This window comes from Pseudomonas sp. LBUM1643, assembly GCF_059716215.1.
The window spans coordinates 4,509,973-4,529,322 of record NZ_CP166813.1 but is presented as its reverse complement, the minus strand read 5'-3'; the positions used below and the strand labels follow the sequence as shown (position 1 = coordinate 4,529,322).

Here is a 19,350-nt window from a genome sequence, read left to right as displayed (position 1 = left end):
GGGACGACGGGTTATTCGCCGGTGAACGTCGGCGTGCGCTTTTCCTGGAAAGCCCGAATGCCTTCGTCACGGTCGCGGGTGCCGGCCAGAACGGTGAAGGCGTGGCGTTCGAAGCGCAGGCCGCTGGCCAGGTCGGTGTCCATGGCCTTGAGCAAGGATTCCTTGGCCAGGCGCACCGCCAGCGGTGCCTTGCCAGCGATGCTGCGGGCAATCTGCAGGGCGCGTTCGACGGTGAATTCCGGTTGAGTCACTTCACTGACCAGGCCGGCGCGCTGGGCCTGGCGAGCGTGGATTGCCTCGCCGGTCAGGACCATTTGCATCGCCATGGATTTGCCGACAGCGCGCAGCAAGCGTTGGGTGCCACCGGCGCCGGGCATGATCCCGAGATTGATTTCCGGCTGGCCGAAGCGGGCGTCTTCCCCGGCAACAATGATGTCCGCGTGCATCGCCAGTTCGCAGCCACCGCCCAGGGCGAAGCCGTTGACGGCGGCGATCAAGGGTTTGTTGAAGCGGGTGATGGTTTGCCACGAAGCCTGACGCGGGTCGTCGAGAATGCCGACGAGATTGCGTTCGGCCATTTCCTTGATGTCGGCGCCGGCTGCGAAGGCTTTGCGACTGCCGGTCAGGACTACGACGCGGGTATTTGCGTCGGCCTGGGCGGCGTCCAGTTCGTCAGCCAATTCACCGAGCAATTCGGTGGTCAGGGCGTTCAGCGCTTGCGGACGCTGCAGGGTGATCAGGCGAACGCCCGGCGCGATGAACTCGACAGCAAGTGTTAGAGGCATGGCAGATGCCCTCACGGTGCACGCTCGGCGGTGATGCCGGCTCATTATTGGATCGGCGCGAGGCCGGTTTTGCCGGAGTATACCTGCAACGTGATACGTAAATGCAACTGTAAAATAGAATTAATGTGTCTTATTGGTTGTGGTGAGGTTTTTGAAACGGATGTCTGATAAGAAGCTTGTTGCGGTTTTGTACCCTATTTTATTGGCGTAAAACCCTGTTTTTCATCCATAAAAAGACGCGACCATTTCGGATCCATTAAGTGATACGGTTTTTTGACTTTGTGATGTCAAAAGCGATGTGATACAAAATGAATCAACTTCGGCATCGCTTTCGCTTATTAGGAAATCCCCATGACCTGCTACAGCCTTGATGGCTTGACTCCGGTGGTTGATCCCACGGCTTACGTTCACCCGTCCGCCGTTCTGATTGGCGACGTGATTATCGGTGCGCATTGCTACGTCGGACCGCTGGCCAGCCTTCGGGGCGACTTTGGCCGGATCGTGCTGGAAGAGGGTGCCAACCTGCAGGACACCTGCGTGATGCACGGTTTTCCGGACAGCGACACGGTGGTCGAGCGCAATGGTCATATCGGTCACGGCGCCGTGCTTCACGGTTGCCGGATTGGTGCGGATGCACTGGTGGGCATGAATGCGGTGGTGATGGACAACGCGTGCATCGGTGCGCGGTCGTTCGTCTCGGCGGCAGCCTTCGTCAAAGCCGGATTCGAATGCCCGGAGCAATCACTGGTGATGGGCGCGCCGGCCAGCGTCAAGCGCAGTCTCAGCGATGAGGAAGTGGCGTGGAAACAAGCCGGTACCCGTGCGTATCAGCAACTGGCCCAGCGTTGCCTTGAGCAGATGCAGGTCTGCGAACCCTTGACCGAGCCGGAGCCTGACCGCCCGCGTATCAGCGACAGTGGCCTGCGGCCCAAGGGCTCGACGTGATGAACGCCACAAACCGTGTAGCAGCTGCCAAAGGCTGCGTCCGGCTGCGAAGCAGTCGTAAAACCTGCAACCGCGATTTACCCGCCAATGCGCGCCGACTGGCCTGGCGACTGCTTCGCAGCCGGACGCAGCCTTCGGCAGCTGCTACAGGGGGGCGTGTGAGCCTTGTGAAACCGGTATATTCCTTTTCTTTTTTCAGCTCGGTACGCCTATGTCGTCCCTGACACCTTTGAACCACCTGATTACCCGCTTCCAGGAACAGACGCCCATTCGCGCCAGTTCCTTGATCATCACGTTGTACGGGGATGCCATCGAGCCCCATGGCGGGACCGTCTGGCTGGGTAGCCTGATCCAGTTGCTCGAACCGATCGGTATCAACGAGCGTCTGATCCGCACCTCTATTTTCCGTCTGACCAAAGAAGGCTGGCTGACCGCGGAGAAAGTCGGGCGTCGCAGTTACTACAGCCTGACCGGCGCCGGTCGCCGACGTTTCGACAAGGCGTTCAAGAGGGTCTACAGCTCCACCGTGCCCGCCTGGGACGGTTCGTGGAGCCTGGTGATGCTCACGCAGCTGACTCAGGACAAGCGCAAACAAGTGCGCGAAGAACTGGAGTGGCAAGGTTTTGGTGCGATCTCGCCAGCGGTACTGGCCTGCCCGCGCAGTGACCGGGCCGACCTCAATGCGACGCTGCTTGAACTCGGCGCGCAGGAAGAGACCATCGTGTTCGAAACGACCGCCCAGGATGTGCTGGCGTCCAAAGCCTTGCGCCTGCAAGTGCGCGAGAGCTGGAACATCGAGGAACTGGCGACCCATTACAGCGAGTTCATCCAGCTGTTCCGACCGCTCTGGCAGGCGCTTCGCGAGCAGGAGAACCTGCAACCGGCCGACTGTTTCCTGGCACGCGTCCTGCTTATCCACGAGTACCGCAAATTGCTGTTGCGCGACCCGCAGCTGCCGGACGAACTGCTGCCCGGCGACTGGGAAGGACGCGCTGCCCGCCAGTTGTGCCGCAACATTTATCGATTGATTTACGCCAAGGCCGAGGAATGGCTGAACAGTGCGCTGGAAACCGCTGACGGGCCGTTGCCCGATGTAGGTGAAAGTTTCTACCGACGGTTTGGCGGGCTGAAATAGTCCGTTTTTACCCGAGCGCATTGCGGTCAGGGAGGACCAGGGGATTGGCGTAGATAATAAAAACAAGCCTGCGTGAGGCCCGACATGATTGCTTCAATAGCACAGCGCCGTGATGGATTTGATCAGTGGATTCATCAGATCAACCAGATCTGTGGCGCCTTTAATGCTCAACCCCTGGGCGACGCATTTGCCGGCCAGATCCTGGAACATCAGGACGGCGCGTTGAAGCTCAGTTTTGTCGACGCCTGCCAGGCGCGGCTGTATCGCACGCCGCTGGAGGTTGCAGCGGGCGAGGGTGGCAAATACTTTGCGGTGTTCCAGCTCGACGGCTCGGCGGGCATGGCTCAAGGCGACAACAAGGTGTTGCTTTCGGCTGGTGACATCACCTTGATCGACGCGTCGCGCCCCAGCGACTTTACCTACAGTGAAAACTCCCGGCAGTTGTCGCTGATCCTGCCCTCGCAACTGGTGGAGCAGACACTGCGTTTCAATCAGGTGCGATGCGGTCACCGGATCGCGGCGACTTCGCCCATCGCGATGCTGTCCCAGCGCTTGATACTCGACGCCACGCGGCAAAAATGCCTGAGCCGCCAGGAAAGTGAAGCGACGCTGGAGGCCATTGTCAGCCTGCTGCGCCCGGCGATCAGCCAGTCAGATGACGGCAGCGACGCGCACGAACGCACCTTTCGCAGGACCCTGAGTTTTATCGATCAGCACATCCGCTCGGAAGAGCTCTGCCCCGAGTGGCTGGCGCGGGAAGTCGGCATGTCCACGCGCGGGCTTTATCGAATGTTTGCCAAGAAGGGTTTGGTGGTCGCGCGTTACATCAAGAACCGGCGTCTGGATTTGTGTGCCGAGTCTTTGCGGCAGGCGCGGACCGAGCAGAAGTTGTCGGTGTTGGGGTATTCGTGGGGGTTCTCGGATTCGAGCTACTTCTCCACGGCCTTCAAATCACGCTTCGGTATCTCACCGGGCGAATACCGCAAGAAGCACGCTTGAAACGCGGTCCCATGTAGGAGTGAGCCTGCTCGCGATGGCGGAGTGTCAGTCAACATGCATGTCGTCTGTCACACCGCTATCGCGAGCAGGCTCACTCCTACAGGGATTTGCGTTGTTTTACTGAGGGGCGTTCAGGTTCAACGTCGGGGTTTCATCGAAGAAATTCCACGGCTTGAGCAGGACGTGCACCCATTCCGTCGGCATGATCGGCCACTCTTCCGCCCTGGCGATATGGGTGGTGCCGGTGGTCAGCCACACCACGTTATCGCTGTTTTCGATGGGCTGGTTATCGTGGGTGAACTGCCCGAGGCCGGAGTCTTTGTCCGAGCGGTTCGGGTACTTGCCTTCCGGGTATTTCTCATCCGGGTTGTAGCGTGTCACCCAGAGTTGTTTGTCCATGAAACTCAAGCGGTGATAGAGCCATTCGTCCTTGCCGAAGTTGGCGCCCTTGGCCACCGGGTGCGTACCACCGGCATAAGGAATCAACTGGTAGGACACCGGATTGCCGACCTTGTTTTCCTTGCTGAAGTTGGTCAGCAAGCGAACGGTCGAGGGGTCGAACTTCTGCGCCGCCTGCTGTTCGGTGCCGACCACCTGTTGTTCAGTCTGCATCGTACTGGTCCGCGGTCCACCGCGTTCGTTGGGGGCAACCACCGGGTTCACTTCCACCAGCGAGTTGTTCTCGCCGTCCACGTCCATGTCCAGGCGGAAGTTGTAGATGTGCTGGTGGGTGGTGCCGACAATGTTGTGGTCCAGCAGCGTGCCGTAGCGCGTGTCTTCCTTGGCGGTCGCATCGCGCATGGTGCTGGATTTCACGCCCTTGACCGCTTCGATCCCGGTGGCGCCGGCATCGATTCCAATGGTGCCGTTCTGCTGGAAAACCCAATCGAAAATGTAGTCATAGTTGCCGACGGTGCTGATCCAGCGCACCACCAGTTCACGCCGTTCGGTGCTGAGGTTGGGCTGGCCCATTTCCTGGTGTTTGTACTCGGGGCCCGCGTAGCGCTCGAACACCGCCATGGCGCGGGGAATCGTGGTCGGCGCGCCAGTGTAGTCAGCGATGGTGGAGTCCAGCAGCACGGCGTTTGCCGGTGCATCCTTGCTCCGGGCGATAGGCGAAGTCAGCGTGCCCATACCGTAATCGCCTGAATCCAGGTAAGCCTTGAAATACCAGCCGCCGTCGGGATCGCCATAGGGCACGATCATGCCGCCCAGCGAACCTTCGTACATGACCTTGCGTTTCTTGCCCTTGTCGTCATAGGTCACGGTGGACAGGATCGGGCCGACCCGAGAATCGAGGCGAACGTGGAAATCCCAGTTTTGCCAGTGAATGCTGTTGCCAGTAATCGTGTAGTTCTTGCCTTCCGGCTCGGTGATTTCCAGCGGCTTGACGGCAACCCCCTTGCGGCCGCGACCGTCATAAGGCGTCGGCTTCATCGGCACAGGGATGACGCCACCGTCTTCGATCTTGATCAGTTTTTTCTGCTCGAGGTCGACAATGGCCACCAGCCCTTCGATCGGATGAGCCCAATAGTTGCCGTCACCGGTGTTCAGGTAGCTGACGATTTTCAGCAGCCGTTTGTCCTGCGCCAAACCGTCCTTGCCGTCGAAATACCCGACCGTCAACGGCGTTGCCACGACCTTTTTCACATCGGAAATACCACGCTTGGCCAGCGCCTGGGCGTACTCCGGGCTGGCCTCGATGGCCGATTGCACGGTGCCGAAGTCGTCCAGCAAGACCATGCCGTGGGCACCTTCGATCGGTTTCCAGGACAGGATGGACTGACTGTCGAGATCGATCAGCGCTTCGATCACGTGCTTGCCGTCGAGCACCACGATGTTGGCCTGACGGGGCTGGGCGACGGTTTGGCCGGTGAGGGCAAACGTCCACACCTGATCCTTGGGCGGCTCATGGATCGACACTTCGGTGAAGCGAAATCCGGTTTTGTAGTGAGCGGAGCGTTTGACGATGTCCACCGCACGGGTGATTTCGTCGGCGCTTAACGGATTGAGCGGGTTAGGCCGGGTCTCGACCACAAACGTCTTGTCCAGCCCGGACTGGAACACCTGATTGATGAAATCCTTGGACATGTAGGCGGTCTGGCCCTTGAACACTACAGGCACGGTCAATTCCATCCGCTTGCCATTGAGCATCGCCACTTTGCTGTCCGGCTTGACCTTGAGGTAGACCCCGTCCTTGGCGATCACGAACAGGTTGGCGTAATCGTCCCATTTGACCGTCGCGCCAAATTCCTCAAGGCCTGCTTGCAGCGGCACCATTTCGGCATGACCGCCGTGAGCATTGGCCTGAGTGATCCAGCCGGGCAAGCCGAGCATGCTCAAGGTAATGGCCAGCGCGAGCCGGGTGCGCGGTTTTCTGTTGGGTGCTGCGACGGTGGTGAACATTTGCGGGGTTCCTATGGGCAAGCCAGGTGACAGGCACACGTGCACTTTGCTACAGCCCGTGCAGAGCTTGTTTGGAATTGCTGCCAGAATCCTTTGGCTGCGTGCCTAAATCAACTTTTCACGTGTTGATCCGGCTGAAGAGCCCTCGGTAGCGCCGGTCTGGAATCCATTGCTTCGGCTTAATAGGAAGCATTACTATTCGCACCCCTCTCCACAGCGCGCCGCAATGACCCCCAAGCTGCCTCGCAAACATGGCTTTTTCGAGCATTACGAAGAGTTGGTTGGCACCTGGACCCGTCGCCTGAGAAATCGTCAGCAGGCCGAGGACCTTGCCCACGACACCTTTGTGCGGGTGCTTGAGTCCGATTCGGCGGCGGTGGAGCAGCCTCGAGCTTACTTGCACCAGACCGCGCGCAACATCGCGGTGGATGGTTATCGGCGTGAGGATCGGCGGGGCGCCATGGAGTCGGAGGCGATCGATACCAGTGTGTCGTCGTCCGGCGACCCGGAGCATTTCATGCAGGCGATCCAGTTGGCTGACTCCATTGAGCGGGCGCTCGCCGAACTGCCGGTCAATTGCCGCAAGGTGTTCGTCTGGCAGAAGATCGAGGGCCTGACCCAGGCCGAAATTGCCGAACGCCTGGGACTGTCCAAGAACATGGTGGAAAAGTATATGATCCGCACCCTGCGGCATCTGCGCGATCGGCTGGACGGGTTGCAATCATGATCGGTCGCCTCTTTCCATTCCCGGTCAGACAGGAACTTCCATGATGGATACTCGTGATTGCGCGTGCGGGCAAATGGCGGTTCGCGATGAGGCGGCGCGGTGGTTTGTGCGTTTGCAGGAACCGGTCGTGGACGTTGAAGAGCGCCAGCGTTTTGATGCCTGGCAGGGGGAACACCCGCAACACCGTGAAGAATTTCAGGTACTTCAAGGATTGTGGTCAGCCGCTGACCTGGTGCCGGCGGCGCGTTTGCAGGCCTTGTGCGAAGCCCTGCCGGCGCGCGGCAAACGTCGTCCTTTGATGCGCTATGCCGTGGCCGCCAGTGTGTTGGCCGTGTCGCTGGGGCTTGGTTTGTTCAGTGGCTTGAAATCCCCGGGCCCTTACACCGCCGAGTTCTCCACGGCGCTGGGTGAGCGTCGGCAGGTGGCGTTGCCCGATGGTTCGGTGATCGACTTGAACAGCCACAGTCGGGTTCAGGTGCGTTATGAACAGGACCTTCGTCACATCGAACTGAGCGAAGGCGAGGCGATGTTCAGTGTTGAACACGATACCAGCCGACCTTTTGTCGTGGCGTCTGGAAGCGGAAAAATCACTGTCACCGGAACCCGTTTCGATGTGCGTCGTGACCCTGCTGAAACCCGGGTCGTGGTGGAGCAGGGCACGGTCAAGGTCCAGGGGCGGGACGCAGCCGACAACGAATTTGTCAGCCTCACTGCCGGAACCGGGACGCGTGTTGATGCCAAGGGTTTTGTCACAGCGGCGTATGCGGTCAATCCCGCGGAGCTCACCGCCTGGCGCAGCGGCAAGCTGGTGTTCAACAACGCGAGCCTTAGCGAAGTCGCCGCCGAAGTGTCCCGTTACCGGGAGAAACCCCTCACCGTCGGCAATGAAAAAGTGGGTAATTTGCGCCTGACCAGCGTGTTCAAATCCGACAACACTGACGCCTTGCTGAAGGCCTTGCCGAACATTTTGCCGGTGGCTGTGCGCACTCTCGATGACGGCAGTCAGGAAATAATTTCAAAATAGATTCAGGTTTTTTTTGAGTTCTTCGTCTTCTTGTCCAACTGCAACTGGTTTGCATTAACAAGCGCACACTCTTGCGATCCACAGGACAACGTTCGACGTGAAAAAAACCATCGCTAACAACAACAAAACTTCCTGGCTGCGGCTTGCGCTCGCGTTGGCCATCAGCTCGGCAGTGCCCCAGGCATTCGCCGCCGACGCTATTCACATCCAGGCGCAGCCTTTGAGCCAGGCCTTGAGTCAGCTGGGTCAGCAAACGTCGCTGCAGGTTTTTTTCAGTCCTGAACTGGTGGCCGGCAAACAAGCGCCGGCCGTGGACGGTAACTTCTCGCCGGAGCAGGCCTTGCGTCAGTTGCTGCAGGGCAGTGGCCTTGAGTATCAGATCGATGAAGGTTCGGTGACCCTGACGCCGGCACCGACTTCCGCCGCCAACGGTCCGCTGGAACTCGGCGTGACCGACATCAAGGTGGTCGGCGACTGGCTCGGTGACGCCGATGCGGCCGTGGTGCAAAACCACCCGGGTGCGCGGACGGTGATTCGCCGTGAAGCGATGGTCGAGCAGGGCGCAATGACCGTCGGCGACGTGTTGAAGCGTGTGCCGGGGGTACAAGTGCAAGACGCCAATGGCACGGGCGGCAGCGATATTTCCCTGAACGTCGGCGTGCGTGGCCTGACCTCGCGGCTGTCGCCTCGCTCCACCGTGCTGATCGACGGCGTGCCTGCCGCCTTTGCGCCCTATGGCCAGCCGCAACTGTCCATGGCCCCTATTTCCTCCGGCAACCTCGACAGCATCGATGTGGTGCGCGGAGCGGGCTCCGTGCGTTATGGACCGCAGAACGTGGGCGGCGTGATCAACTTCGTGACCCGCGCCATCCCGGAAAAAGCCTCCGCTGAAATCGGCACCACCCTGGAAACCTCCCGGCACGGTGGCTGGAAGCACATCGATACGGCGTTCGTGGGCGGCACGGCTGACAACGGCATCGGCGTGGCGCTGTTGTATTCGGGCGTCAACGGCAACGGGTACCGCGAGCGCAACAACGGTAATGACATCGACGACGTGATCCTCAAGACCCATTGGGCGCCCACCGATGTCGATGATTTCAGCCTCAACTTTCACTACTACGACGCCAGCGCCGACATGCCCGGTGGCCTGACCCAGGCGCAGTACGACGCCGATCCGTTTCAGTCCGACCGCAACAACGACAACTTCAGCGGGCGCCGCAAGGACGTCTCGTTCAAATGGGCGCGGCAGATCGATGACCGCACCCAGGCCGAAGTGCTGACCTATTACTCCGACAGCTTCCGGGGCAGCAACATCGCCGCTCGCGATCAGCAGACCCTCGGCTCGTTCCCGCGCACGTACTACACCTTCGGCATCGAGCCGCGCGTGTCCCACGTGTTCGACGTCGGCCCGACCACTCAGGAAGTCAGTGTCGGTTATCGCTACCTGAAGGAAGGCATGCACGAGACGGCGAGTCGTCTGGGGCTTAACGGCAGCAATGAGCCGGTGGTGCGTCCGGGCGCCGACGGGCACATCTATCAGGACCGTACGGGGGGCACTGAAGCCAACTCCGTGTACGTCGATAACAAGATCGACGTCGGCAACTGGACCGTGACACCGGGCATTCGCTTCGAGCACATCAGCACTGACTGGCATGATCGGCCGGTGCTTGATACCGCAGGCAGGCCGGTGACCGAGAAGAATCGCAGCATCGAAAGCAACGAGCCTCTGCCGGCCTTGAGCGTGATGTATCACCTGTCCGACGCCTGGAAGCTGTTCGCCAACTACGAAACCTCGTTTGGCAGCCTGCAATATTTCCAGCTCGGCCAGGGCGGTTCGGGTGACGACACGGCCAACGGCCTGAACCCGGAAAAGGCCAAGACCTACGAGGTGGGCACGCGTTACAACGATGATGTGTGGGGCGGGGAAGTGACGCTGTTCTACATCGACTTCGATAAGGAACTGCAATACATCAGCAATGATGCGGGCTGGACCAACCTGGGGGCGACGACCCACCAGGGCCTCGAGGCCTCGGTGCACTACGACATGGCGGCCCTGGATCCCCGGCTCGAAGGCCTGAGCGCCAACGCCGGATTCACCTATACCCGCGCTGTTTATGAAGGGGAGATCCCGGGCTTCAAGGGCCGTGACCTGCCGTTCTATTCGCGCCAGGTGGCGACCGCCGGCCTGCGCTATGACATCGATCGCTGGACCTGGAACGTCGATGCCTTTGCCCAATCCAGACAGCGCTCACCGGGCACTGCGGTGAACGCGGATGGCAGCTTCAGCGGCAACTACATCACCGAAGGCACGGCGGACGGTCAGTACGGTGACATTCCGGGCTACGTCACCTGGAACGTGCGCGGCGGTTATGACTTTGGGGCGACGCTGTCCAACCTGAAAGTCGGCGCCGGGGTGAAGAATATCTTCGACAAGCAGTACTTCACTCGTTCCAGCGATAACAATGCGGGGATGTATGTGGGGGCACCGCGCACGTTCTTTGTGCAGGCGAGTGTTGGGTTTTAACAGCTAAGATCAAAAGATCGTCCGATCGCGGCCCGAACCTTCGGCAGCTCCTACGGTGGATTGCATTTCACCTGTAGGAGCTGCCGAAGGCTGCGATCTTTTGCTTTAGACCTTCAACACCTTGCCACCAATGGCCACCGCCACCAGCAGCACCGCCATCAATCCGAAGGCGAAACTCAAGCTGCTGGCATGGGCGATGAACCCGATGACCGCAGGTCCTGCGAGAATTCCCGCGTAACCCAGGGTGGTGATGGCGGGTATGGCGACGCTTTCGGGCATGACCGTCTGTTTGCCCACGGCGGTGAACAGCACCGGCACGATGTTCGAACAGCCGGCCCCCAGCAGCACATAGCCCACCAGCGCAAATTCCCAGTTCGGCGCAAACGTGGCCAAAAACAGGCCCGCGGCGGCCGTCAGCCCTCCAAATACCATCACCCGTGTCGCGCCGAGACGACGGACAATCCGGTCGCCTGTCAGACGCCCCACGGTCATGGTCAATGCAAATGCGGCGTAGCCCAACCCCGCATACGCCGTATCGATGCCGCGTTCCTGCACCAGGAACACCGCACTCCAATCCAGCGCCGCGCCTTCTGCGAGGAACACGATGAAGCACATTCCGCCGATGAACAGCACGATCCCGTGGGGAATGGCGAACGCCGGTCCTGAGCGTTCGCTGCCGTAAGGCAGCATGTGCGGCGCCGCCTTGCACAGCGCGAGCAGCAGCAACACATCTACCACCAGCATCGCCGTCAGTGGCGAAAAACCGAAGCCGAGCAAGGCGCTGACACCCGCTGCACCGACAATCCCGCCAAGGCTGAACAGCCCGTGGAATCCCGACATCATGGTTTTGCCGCTGGCCCGCTCGACGATCACCGCCTGCAGGTTGACGGTAGAGTCCACCGTGCCCAGGCCTGCACCGAACATGAACAGTACCGCGATCAGCACCGGTATCGACGACACAGTTGCCAGCAGTGGCAGGGCCGCACAGATCAATAACGTCCCGCCGATGGCCACTCGCCGACAACCGAAGCGCGAGGCCAGGAGTCCGGCCATCGGCATCGCCACAATCGAACCGACGCCCAGGCACAACAGCAGCAGGCCGAGCATGCCTTCATCGAGCCCGGCGCGGGCCTTGGCGTACGGCACCAGCGGCGCCCAGGCGGCGATCCCGAAACCTGCGATAAAGAAAGCGACGCGCGTGGACATTTGTTCCAGGCGTCCGGGAACGAAGGTGGCGGGGGTGTTGAGGTTGCTCATATCAATCCTTGGCAAAAACATTGCGTCCCCAAGGGACAGTCTCTCGACGGTTGGGTTCGGCGAGCGTCCGCCGGGGGTGTGATCAGGCAGGACGACATCCTTGCACAGGCCGCACCTGTTTCGCGATATGTTGAGGTCATCGACATTTGATACAGGGGGGCGCAATGACGCCGTTTTACGACGCACGAGGCAATATCTACGGGGTGGTGGCGCCGCAAGCCGTTCGGCTGCAGGGCATCGACTTGCCGGCTGATGCGGGGCAGGCCGCGCACTGTCGCGAAGACTGGGCGTTGTCGGCCATCGAGGCATTCTGCGGTTGGGCACCAGGCACGCAACCGCCGGGCAGCAAGGACCATCGTTGCGACGGGTTGCTGGTCGGCCCGTTTCAATCGGCCCCACCCTTCGATGTGCTGATCGTCAACACCGACGGCACGCTGGCCGAGCGTAGTGGCAATGGGCTGACGATTTTTTCCCAGGCGTTGAGCGATCAAGGGCTTTTTCCGGCACACGAAGCGTGTTTACTCAGGGTTCATCACGATAAGGCCGATACGGTTTCGCCGGGTGAAACGTCGGTGAACATCGCACAGGTCGCCGGCGTTCAGGGCTTCTGGCTGGACCTGGGCAAGCCGTCCTTCGGGCCGGGGGCGGTGAGTGCTCACGGGGCAGGCGAGGTGATGTTCAATGGCCGTGAACTCAATCATGTGCAACCGCTGTCGGCGCTTGATCCGTCCTGGTCCCGCAGCCAGTTCGTGCGAGTAGGCAATCCGCATTGCGTGACCCTCGTTAACAATTCTGCAGCGTTACCGAGCAATGAGCAGATGCGTGAAGCGCCATTGTCTGACGGCCTGACTCGCATTGCCTATGCCGCGCCAACCGGGGCAGGTGAGCCCTGCCCGGCGGGGATCAATCTGCAATGGGCGATGCGGGAGGCCGAAGGGCGGATCGTTGCGCGGGTGTTTGAGCGGGGGGAAGGGCCGACTGCGTCGTCGGGCACCAGCGCCAGCGCGGTGGCCTGTGCGGCCTGGCGGGTGGGCTGGGTGGCGGCTGGCGAGGTGAAAGTGGTGATGCCGGGCGGGACGGCGCCGATTTTGCTGGAGGAGTCTGGTGGGGAGTTGAGTGGGGTCAGGTTGTTCGGTACGGCGAAGTTGATGGGTTGACTGTGAGATTGCCATCGCGAGCAGGCTCGCTCCCACAGTGAATCACTTGCGCACACAAATCTTGTGTCCACTGGAGATTCAATGTGGGAGTGAGCCTGCTCGCGATGGGGCCAGCCGGGTCAACGGAAATCTCAGAGCTGACCACCAAAAAATTCCACCTCTGGCATTGTCCTTTTCATCAACACCTTCCCGTCCCGTATCGAATACAGCGGCAGGCCCTGGCTGCGAATCACCTCGTAATCACTGTCCGCCGACAGGACCAGCAAATTCGCCGGCCGCCCGCGTTCCAGGCCGTAACGATCACCCAATGCCATGGCCTTGGCGCTGTTATCGGTGACCAGGTCCAGCGCGCTTTGCAGGTTGCGGTACCCGAGCATGTGGCAGATGTGCAGGCCGGCTTCGAGCACCCGCAGGATGTTGCCGTTGCCCAGCGGGTACCACGGGTCGACGATCGAATCCTGGCCAAAGCACACGTTCATGCCCGCTTCGAGCAGCTCGTTGACCCGGGTCACGCCGCGGCGTTTCGGGAAGTTGTCGTAACGCCCTTGCAGGTGAATGCTTTCGGTCGGGCAGGAGACAAAACTGATCCCCGAGTGCCCGAGCAGACGAAACAGCTTTGCGCAGTATGCGTTGTCGTAGGAACCCATCGCCGTGGTGTGGCTGGCAGTGACCCGCGAGCCCATGTCGCGGCTGCGGGCCTCTTCGGCCAACACTTCCAGGAAGCGCGAGTGCGGGTCGTCGGTTTCGTCGCAATGCACGTCCACCAGGCAACCGGTGCGCTCGGCCAGGTCCATCAGGAACTTCACTGAGCTGACGCCCTGATCGCGGGTGTACTCGAAATGCGGGATCCCGCCTACCACATCGGCGCCCATGCGAATCGCTTCTTCCATCAGCTCGCGACCATTGCGGTAAGACTCGATGCCTTCTTGCGGGAACGCCACGATCTGCATGTCGACCAGGTGGCGGCTTTCCTCGCGCACTTCGAGCATCGCCTTCAATGCCGTGAGTTGCGGGTCGGTGACGTCGACGTGGGTGCGCACGTGCTGGATGCCGTGGGCGGCCAGGGCCTGGAGGGTTTTGCGGGTGCGGGTCTTGGTGTCTTCCTCGGTGATCGTGACCTTGCGCTCGCCCCAGCACTCGATGCCTTCGAACAACGTGCCGCTCATGTTCCAGCGCGGCTCGCCAGCGGTGAGCGTCGCGTCGAGGTGGATGTGTGGCTCAACGAACGGTGGAATCACCAGATTGCCGCCGGCATCCAGATCGTCGGGCCCCAGGGTGGGCGCCTCGGTCTGACGCGCGATGCTGCTGATCAGACCGTTTTCCAGGTGCAATTCATGCAGGCCTTCTTGGTTGCGCAGGCGGGCGTTGATGATGTGCATCAGGCGAATCCTTTTTCAGAGATCTTGTAAGGGTGCGTTGGCGACTCGAGCGCCGAATACACCGGTCAATAGCACATACGTTAGCGCGGCAGCGGCAATCCCTACCAGCGGTGCGACCCACGGCGAAATGAAAGCGGCCACCGTGCCGACCGCGTAAGCGCTCAAGCCGGGCCAGTTGAACGCCGGCAAACGCGTGTCGGCCAGACGTGGATATTGACCACGGTAGCGGAAGAAGAAATCCGCCATGATCACGCCGCCTATCGGCGGAATCACCGTGCCCAGCAGAATCAGATACGGCACCAGCAGGTCGTACATACCCAGCAGCGCCAATGCGGTGCCAATCACCGCGCCGACCAGGGTCACGGTCTTGCGTCGGTCGGTGCGCAGCAGGTTGCAACCGGCGACGGCGAAGTTGTAGATGGTGTTGTCCTGGGTGCTCCAGATGTTGAGCAGCAACATGGCCATCGCGGCCATGGCAAAGCCTTGCAGCAACAGAACTTCAACCACGTCCGGTTGCTGATAGACGATCGCCCCGTAGGCACCGATCAACACCATCAGGCCATTGCCGATGAAGAAACCGATCAGACTCGCCAGCACCGCAACCCTGGCCGAGCGCGAAAAGCGCGTCCAGTTGGTGGCTTGCGTGGCGCCGCTGACGAAGGTGCCGAACACCAGGGTAATCGCGGTCGACCAATCTAGCGTGCCTGTCGGCACAACGGCCAGCAAACCGTCGAGCCCGCCGACTTTCACCGTGGCGACCCACATTGACAGCATCAACAGCAACATCATCGCGGGCACCGCAATGTACGAAAGGATTTCCAGGCCGCGATAACCGATATAAGCCGTGGCGCAGAACCCCAGACCGAACAGCACCATCAAGCCAAGCACGGTCCCGTCGCTCAACTCGAAATACTTGCCCAGTACGACGGCAGCAGTGGCCGTGCCCCAGGCGTACCAGCCGATCTGGGTAAAACCGAGGATCAGGTCGCTGAGCTTGCTGCCCACCTCGCCAAAGCAGAACCGGCCCATCAACACCGAATTGAGGCCACTCTTGAAGGCGATGTAGCCCAGTCCCGCGGCATACAGTCCGAGCAGCAGATTGCCGACGACGATCACCGTCATCATTTCGCCGAAACTGAACGCCACGCCGAGCTTGCCGCCGGCAAACATGGTGGCGGTGAAAAACGTGAAGCCGAGCAACACCATGGCAGTTGAGGCCAGGCCTTTACGGGCATGCATCGGGACTTCGCTGAGGGGATAGTCGTTGCCGGGGGCGTTCTGCGTCATGGGGCGTTCCTTGCTGGAGGGGGAGACGCGGAGGGTGTTGCACTGGTCGTGCCAAAGGTGTTGTTGTTGTTGTTGTTGTTGTTGTTGTTGTTGTTGTTGTTGTTGTTGTTGTTGTTGTTGTTGTTGTTGTTGTTGTTGTTGTTGTTGTTGTTGTTGTTGTTGTTTTCGTTGTTCTTGATGTTGTGGCGAGCGAGCTTGCTCGCGCTGGGCTGCGCAGCGGCCCCAGGATCTTGCGAGTGCTGCGCACTCGAGCGGGAGTAAACTCCCTCGCCACAGGGCCTGTTTCGGCCCGTTACTAGGATTACACCGCGCCAGGCATTCGTCTGGTTATGTATAGCCGAGGCTGATCATTTGGCGCGGAAGAGGGCACAAAAGCGGTGCACTCGAACAAACTCACTCCGTGTAGGAGGATGTTTGTAGCGGCAGGAATCTGAGCAGTGCCGCAACAATGGCCTCCGGCGCGTCCTCTTGTACCAGGTGCCCGGCATTGGGGATGGCATGCAATTGGGCACCGGGAATCATCTGTTGCAGCGCTCGCCCACGCTCGATGGGAATCCACTCATCGTCTTCGCCCCACAGGATCTGCACCGGACAGCGGATCGTTGGGTAGAGCGTTTCAGCTTCGCGGGTATAGCGAGTGTCCATCTGGGCGATCTGCCGATAGAACGCCGCTTGCCCTTCATCGCCCAGCCAGGGCTGTACGTAGGGGGCGAGTTCGTCGTCCGTGATCTCGCGCTTGATCGCCCCGCGAATGTAGGCCGGCACGATGGCGCGCTGAATGTAGTCGGGCACACCGCTGAACGCCGCTTCATGCTGGCGCACATGCTGCACGAACGGCGAACCCCAGGGTGTCAGCGCCACCGGGTCGATCAGGGTCAGGCTGCGGTAATCCTTGCCATTGAGCAGATGCGCGCGCAATGCCGTGGCGCCGCCGAAATCGTGGGCCACCACATCCGGGCACGCCAGGCCCCAGTGGTCGAGCAGTTGGGCCAACAGGTCGTTCTGCACACCCAGGGACACATCGCCGTCGATTTTCTCGGATTGTCCGTAACCCAGCAGGTCGAAGTAATGCACCCGATGCGAGGCGATAAAATGCGGCGCAATGCGGTGCCAGACGTAAGAAGAGAACGGCGTGCCATGCACGAAAACCAGGGGCGGTCCGTCGCCGCGCACGGCGAAGCGGATGGAATGTCCGTTGAAGCGATAGGTTTGAGGCAGCGGCCAGTCAGCCATGCGCGTGTCCTCTTGGCGGGGGAGAGGCAAAAAGCATAGGCAAAAAACCGCCTGCTTCGGACGTTTTTTTGTCCCGTGAAATTCAAGTCGCCAAAAGGTGTAGGAAAGGTCCAGGTTTGCGAGGCGTTTTTTCCTATATTCAGAATTGCAGGGGACTTCTTTCACAACGTGTTGCCAGGGCCTGATTTCTCATTGAAGCGGTCGGCATACTCCGCCGACACCAATGAGTTTAGGAGCACGTAACTTTGAAAAAGATTTCATGGATGACTGGCAGTGTTTTAACAATGAGTATCTTGCTGGCGGGATGTGCGAACGTTGGCGATCGGTCCAATGGCGCCAAGGATGCCAAGCCTGTCGAGTTTATCGATTCCGGTCGATATAACTTGCCATTCTCTGATGCCGTCCAGGTGAGCGCTACGAAGTTGTTATTCATGTCGGGCACAATCGGTGCCGAGCCAGGATCTGACCAGTTGGTAAAAGGCGGCATTGGACCCGAATCTCGCCAGGCACTGGAAAATATTAAAGCGGTCCTGGAATCCAACGGTTATGGAATGACGGACGTGGTCAAGTGCACAGTGATGCTGGCCGATATAGCAGAGTGGCCCGCCTTCAACGAGGTGTACAAAACCTACTTCAGTAAACCTTATCCAGCTCGCAGTGCGTTCGGTGGCACCCAGCTTGTTTATGGTGCCCGACTGGAGTTGGAGTGCATCGCGGCAAAATAACCGCGACAGATCCAGACAAAACGCCCCGAACATCTCGGGGCGTTTTTTTTAGATGCCTGCAGCAACTTTGTAGTTAACGTGTTGGCATTCAGGTCACTTTTTTTTCGAACGCTTACTCGCCGTGATAGATGCAGCCACTGGTGCAGGTTTCGTGGATGCGGATCGCGCTGAGTTCCGGCAGCAATGGCTTCAACTCGTTCCAGATCCACTTCGCCAGTACTTCACTGGTCGGGTTTTCCAGGCCAGGGATATCGTTCAGGTAGTTATGGTCCAGGCGCTCGTACAACGGCTTGAAGATCGCCTTGATCTCCGAGAAATCGCGAATCCAGCCGGTGTGCGGATCCAGGTCGCCACTCAAATGAATGGCCACTTTGAACGAGTGACCGTGCAGGCGACCGCACTTGTGGCCTTCCGGAACGTGGGGCAGGCGGTGGGCGGATTCGAAGGTAAATTCTTTGAAGATTTCCACAGTGTTTTGAGCTCTGTCAGGTGGCGATCGCCGCGGCGATGTGGGCAGTCGGCGAGTTTATCAGTTTGTCCTGACTAAAGGGTCAGCAAGCGCTCGCCGAGGCGACCGTTGGCGGTCAGTTCGAGGAATTCGTCACCCAGGCGCCGGCTTTCATCCATCGCCGCGCGCCAGTACTTCTGCCGGCTCGGGGCATCGCCCATGAAGCGCTTGAAGTCGTTGCGGTCGGGCAGTTTGCCGTAGGGCAGGCGTGCCAGGTACTCCTTCGAGGGCGCCAATAGCAGCACATCCTGCAGGCGCTTGGGGCAGGCCCGGCGCCAGGGCAGGGTCTTGTCGAACCAGCCGGGAATGATGCGGTCGGTGAAGTGCGGGTAGAGCACGATGTCGTTGCCGCTGTAGGGCAGGTCGAGGTGATAGTCGAGCAGCCCGCCGTCGCGAAAGGTTCCGGCGCCGGCGCCTGGCAGATCACGCACACCTTCCATCACCATCGGGATCGATCCTGACGCGAGCAAGGCCTGGCGCAGATTACCGGCATTCAGGGCGACGAAGCGTGAGGGGAAATCGTTCAGCGCATTCACGGGCGGCGCCAGGCGCGGGTCATGGATGATCAGGCGTTCGAAGTGCCGCGCAAGCCGCGAACGACCTCGCAGGTTATCGGCAATCACCGACGACAGGCCCAGCCCCAGCCGACCGCGATGATCGTCGGCCAGCCGGCCATGGCTTTTGACCACCATGATGTTGAGCCGATAGTGCGCGTTTTCGAGTATCGAAGCGTCGCGGCCGTCGAGCAGTTCATCGAGCATGCGCCGCGAGCTCTGGCTGATCTGCGCCATCGTTACGCCCTTGTCGAAATTCTGCTCGGTGTACAGATGGCCGAGGCGGCGGATGCCTTCGGCCGCGTCTGGCAGGCAGGCGCTGGCGAAGCGCCAGGAACCCACCGAAGCGCCGATCAGCGAGCGCTCCCGTAGCGCAGCGGGCAGCCATTCACCGAACAACGCCAGGTCCAGACCTTGAATCCCCAATGCTTTCGGGCCACCGGCGGCACCGGGCAGCGTCCCCACGTCGGCGGCGTTCAGACCGTTTTCCTGGATGCGCGCAAAGGCTCGCGGGCCGGCTTTGAGGGTCAGGGAGGGAAACTTGATGTGGATGGCGGTCATACGGGGCTCGGTGCGTGGCAGACGGGGGATTATGAGGGCGCGAACGCCGAACCTGCAGGAGCAAGTTTGCTCCTGCAGGTTGTGTTCAGCCATCAAGGATGATGGCCATTCAGTTTCAATTAAGTTCACCTCGCTAAGGTGGCT

At 60.3% G+C, this 19,350-nt stretch carries 17 protein-coding genes; 9 read left to right on the top strand and 8 right to left on the bottom strand.

What is annotated here, in order from left to right; translation table 11 throughout:
- Positions 1-11 precede the first annotated feature (11 nt).
- A complete protein-coding gene (gene paaF, locus ACA063_RS20460) occupies positions 12-785 on the bottom strand; it encodes a 2,3-dehydroadipyl-CoA hydratase PaaF (protein WP_497663134.1) in 774 nt (257 codons plus the stop codon).
- A 351-nt stretch (positions 786-1,136) separates the two neighbouring features.
- Between paaF and paaY the strand changes: the two genes are divergently transcribed.
- The 3 genes from paaY (at position 1,137) to feaR (ending at position 3,864) form a co-directional block, all read left to right on the top strand.
- Entirely contained in the window at positions 1,137-1,730 is a 594-nt protein-coding gene (paaY, locus tag ACA063_RS20455) for a phenylacetic acid degradation protein PaaY (RefSeq protein ID WP_497663133.1), read from the top strand.
- Positions 1,731-1,941: 211 nt separating this feature from the next.
- The gene (paaX, locus tag ACA063_RS20450) at positions 1,942-2,865 is read left to right on the top strand and encodes a phenylacetic acid degradation operon negative regulatory protein PaaX (protein ID WP_162440932.1); all 924 of its coding nucleotides are present in this window, start codon (positions 1,942-1,944) and stop codon (positions 2,863-2,865) included.
- An 84-nt stretch (positions 2,866-2,949) separates the two neighbouring features.
- On the top strand, positions 2,950-3,864 hold the full coding sequence (gene feaR, locus ACA063_RS20445) for a transcriptional regulator FeaR (protein WP_497663132.1): 915 nt from the start codon (positions 2,950-2,952) through the stop codon (positions 3,862-3,864).
- A gap of 117 nt (positions 3,865-3,981) precedes the next feature.
- Here feaR and tynA read toward each other — a convergent pair whose 3' ends face one another.
- Positions 3,982-6,270 (bottom strand): primary-amine oxidase, encoded by a 2,289-nt coding sequence (gene tynA / locus ACA063_RS20440; protein WP_497663131.1) that lies wholly within the window; start codon positions 6,268-6,270, stop codon positions 3,982-3,984.
- Positions 6,271-6,496: 226 nt separating this feature from the next.
- Here tynA and ACA063_RS20435 point away from each other — a divergent pair, with 226 nt between their 5' ends.
- The 3 genes from ACA063_RS20435 (at position 6,497) to ACA063_RS20425 (ending at position 10,545) form a co-directional block, all read left to right on the top strand.
- Positions 6,497-6,997 carry a sigma-70 family RNA polymerase sigma factor gene (locus ACA063_RS20435; RefSeq protein WP_497663130.1) on the top strand — a complete coding sequence of 167 codons (501 nt, stop codon included), beginning with the start codon at positions 6,497-6,499 and terminating at the stop codon, positions 6,995-6,997.
- A 40-nt stretch (positions 6,998-7,037) separates the two neighbouring features.
- Positions 7,038-8,021 (top strand): FecR family protein, encoded by a 984-nt coding sequence (locus ACA063_RS20430; RefSeq protein WP_497663129.1) that lies wholly within the window; start codon positions 7,038-7,040, stop codon positions 8,019-8,021.
- A 97-nt stretch (positions 8,022-8,118) separates the two neighbouring features.
- Positions 8,119-10,545: a TonB-dependent siderophore receptor gene (locus tag ACA063_RS20425; RefSeq protein WP_497663128.1), complete on the top strand. Its 2,427-nt coding sequence runs from the start codon at positions 8,119-8,121 to the stop codon at positions 10,543-10,545.
- 105 nt (positions 10,546-10,650) lie between these two features.
- Here ACA063_RS20425 and ACA063_RS20420 read toward each other — a convergent pair whose 3' ends face one another.
- The gene (locus tag ACA063_RS20420) at positions 10,651-11,802 is read right to left on the bottom strand and encodes an MFS transporter (protein ID WP_497663127.1); all 1,152 of its coding nucleotides are present in this window, start codon (positions 11,800-11,802) and stop codon (positions 10,651-10,653) included.
- Positions 11,803-11,966: 164 nt separating this feature from the next.
- On the opposite strand from ACA063_RS20420, the gene ACA063_RS20415 reads away from it, so the two are divergent.
- Entirely contained in the window at positions 11,967-12,959 is a 993-nt protein-coding gene (locus tag ACA063_RS20415; RefSeq protein WP_497663126.1) for a diaminopimelate epimerase, read from the top strand.
- Positions 12,960-13,090: 131 nt separating this feature from the next.
- On the opposite strand, the gene codA is transcribed toward ACA063_RS20415, so the two are convergent.
- Positions 13,091-14,338, bottom strand: a complete 1,248-nt coding sequence (gene codA, locus ACA063_RS20410) for a cytosine deaminase (RefSeq protein ID WP_497663125.1) — start codon at positions 14,336-14,338, stop codon at positions 13,091-13,093.
- A gap of 15 nt (positions 14,339-14,353) precedes the next feature.
- Complete coding sequence (gene codB, locus ACA063_RS20405; protein ID WP_497663124.1) at positions 14,354-15,625, bottom strand: cytosine permease; 1,272 nt, start codon at positions 15,623-15,625, stop codon at positions 14,354-14,356.
- 48 nt (positions 15,626-15,673) lie between these two features.
- On the opposite strand from codB, the gene ACA063_RS20400 reads away from it, so the two are divergent.
- Positions 15,674-15,886 carry a hypothetical protein gene (locus ACA063_RS20400; protein ID WP_497663123.1) on the top strand — a complete coding sequence of 71 codons (213 nt, stop codon included), beginning with the start codon at positions 15,674-15,676 and terminating at the stop codon, positions 15,884-15,886.
- A 132-nt stretch (positions 15,887-16,018) separates the two neighbouring features.
- On the opposite strand, the gene ACA063_RS20395 is transcribed toward ACA063_RS20400, so the two are convergent.
- Positions 16,019-16,858 (bottom strand): alpha/beta fold hydrolase, encoded by an 840-nt coding sequence (locus tag ACA063_RS20395; protein ID WP_497663122.1) that lies wholly within the window; start codon positions 16,856-16,858, stop codon positions 16,019-16,021.
- Positions 16,859-17,103: 245 nt separating this feature from the next.
- On the opposite strand from ACA063_RS20395, the gene ACA063_RS20390 reads away from it, so the two are divergent.
- Positions 17,104-17,583 carry a Rid family hydrolase gene (locus tag ACA063_RS20390; RefSeq protein ID WP_497663121.1) on the top strand — a complete coding sequence of 160 codons (480 nt, stop codon included), beginning with the start codon at positions 17,104-17,106 and terminating at the stop codon, positions 17,581-17,583.
- Positions 17,584-17,695: 112 nt separating this feature from the next.
- Here the strand turns inward: ACA063_RS20390 and queD are convergent, their stop codons facing one another.
- A complete protein-coding gene (gene queD, locus ACA063_RS20385) occupies positions 17,696-18,052 on the bottom strand; it encodes a 6-carboxytetrahydropterin synthase QueD (RefSeq protein WP_019692825.1) in 357 nt (118 codons plus the stop codon).
- 74 nt (positions 18,053-18,126) lie between these two features.
- On the bottom strand, positions 18,127-19,206 hold the full coding sequence (locus ACA063_RS20380) for a patatin-like phospholipase family protein (RefSeq protein WP_497663120.1): 1,080 nt from the start codon (positions 19,204-19,206) through the stop codon (positions 18,127-18,129).
- Positions 19,207-19,350: the final 144 nt, after the last annotated feature.

Coding starts and splice junctions, on each gene's coding strand:
- ACA063_RS20395 (WP_497663122.1), bottom strand. CDS start 16,858: ATGGCTGACTGGCCGCTGCCTCAAACCTATCGCTTCAACGGACATTCC.
- ACA063_RS20420 (WP_497663127.1), bottom strand. CDS start 11,802: ATGAGCAACCTCAACACCCCCGCCACCTTCGTTCCCGGACGCCTGGAA.
- feaR (WP_497663132.1), top strand. CDS start 2,950: ATGATTGCTTCAATAGCACAGCGCCGTGATGGATTTGATCAGTGGATT.
- paaX (WP_162440932.1), top strand. CDS start 1,942: ATGTCGTCCCTGACACCTTTGAACCACCTGATTACCCGCTTCCAGGAA.
- tynA (WP_497663131.1), bottom strand. CDS start 6,270: ATGTTCACCACCGTCGCAGCACCCAACAGAAAACCGCGCACCCGGCTC.
- paaF (WP_497663134.1), bottom strand. CDS start 785: ATGCCTCTAACACTTGCTGTCGAGTTCATCGCGCCGGGCGTTCGCCTG.
- ACA063_RS20415 (WP_497663126.1), top strand. CDS start 11,967: ATGACGCCGTTTTACGACGCACGAGGCAATATCTACGGGGTGGTGGCG.
- ACA063_RS20380 (WP_497663120.1), bottom strand. CDS start 19,206: ATGACCGCCATCCACATCAAGTTTCCCTCCCTGACCCTCAAAGCCGGC.
- ACA063_RS20435 (WP_497663130.1), top strand. CDS start 6,497: ATGACCCCCAAGCTGCCTCGCAAACATGGCTTTTTCGAGCATTACGAA.
- ACA063_RS20430 (WP_497663129.1), top strand. CDS start 7,038: ATGATGGATACTCGTGATTGCGCGTGCGGGCAAATGGCGGTTCGCGAT.
- codB (WP_497663124.1), bottom strand. CDS start 15,625: ATGACGCAGAACGCCCCCGGCAACGACTATCCCCTCAGCGAAGTCCCG.
- codA (WP_497663125.1), bottom strand. CDS start 14,338: ATGCACATCATCAACGCCCGCCTGCGCAACCAAGAAGGCCTGCATGAA.
- paaY (WP_497663133.1), top strand. CDS start 1,137: ATGACCTGCTACAGCCTTGATGGCTTGACTCCGGTGGTTGATCCCACG.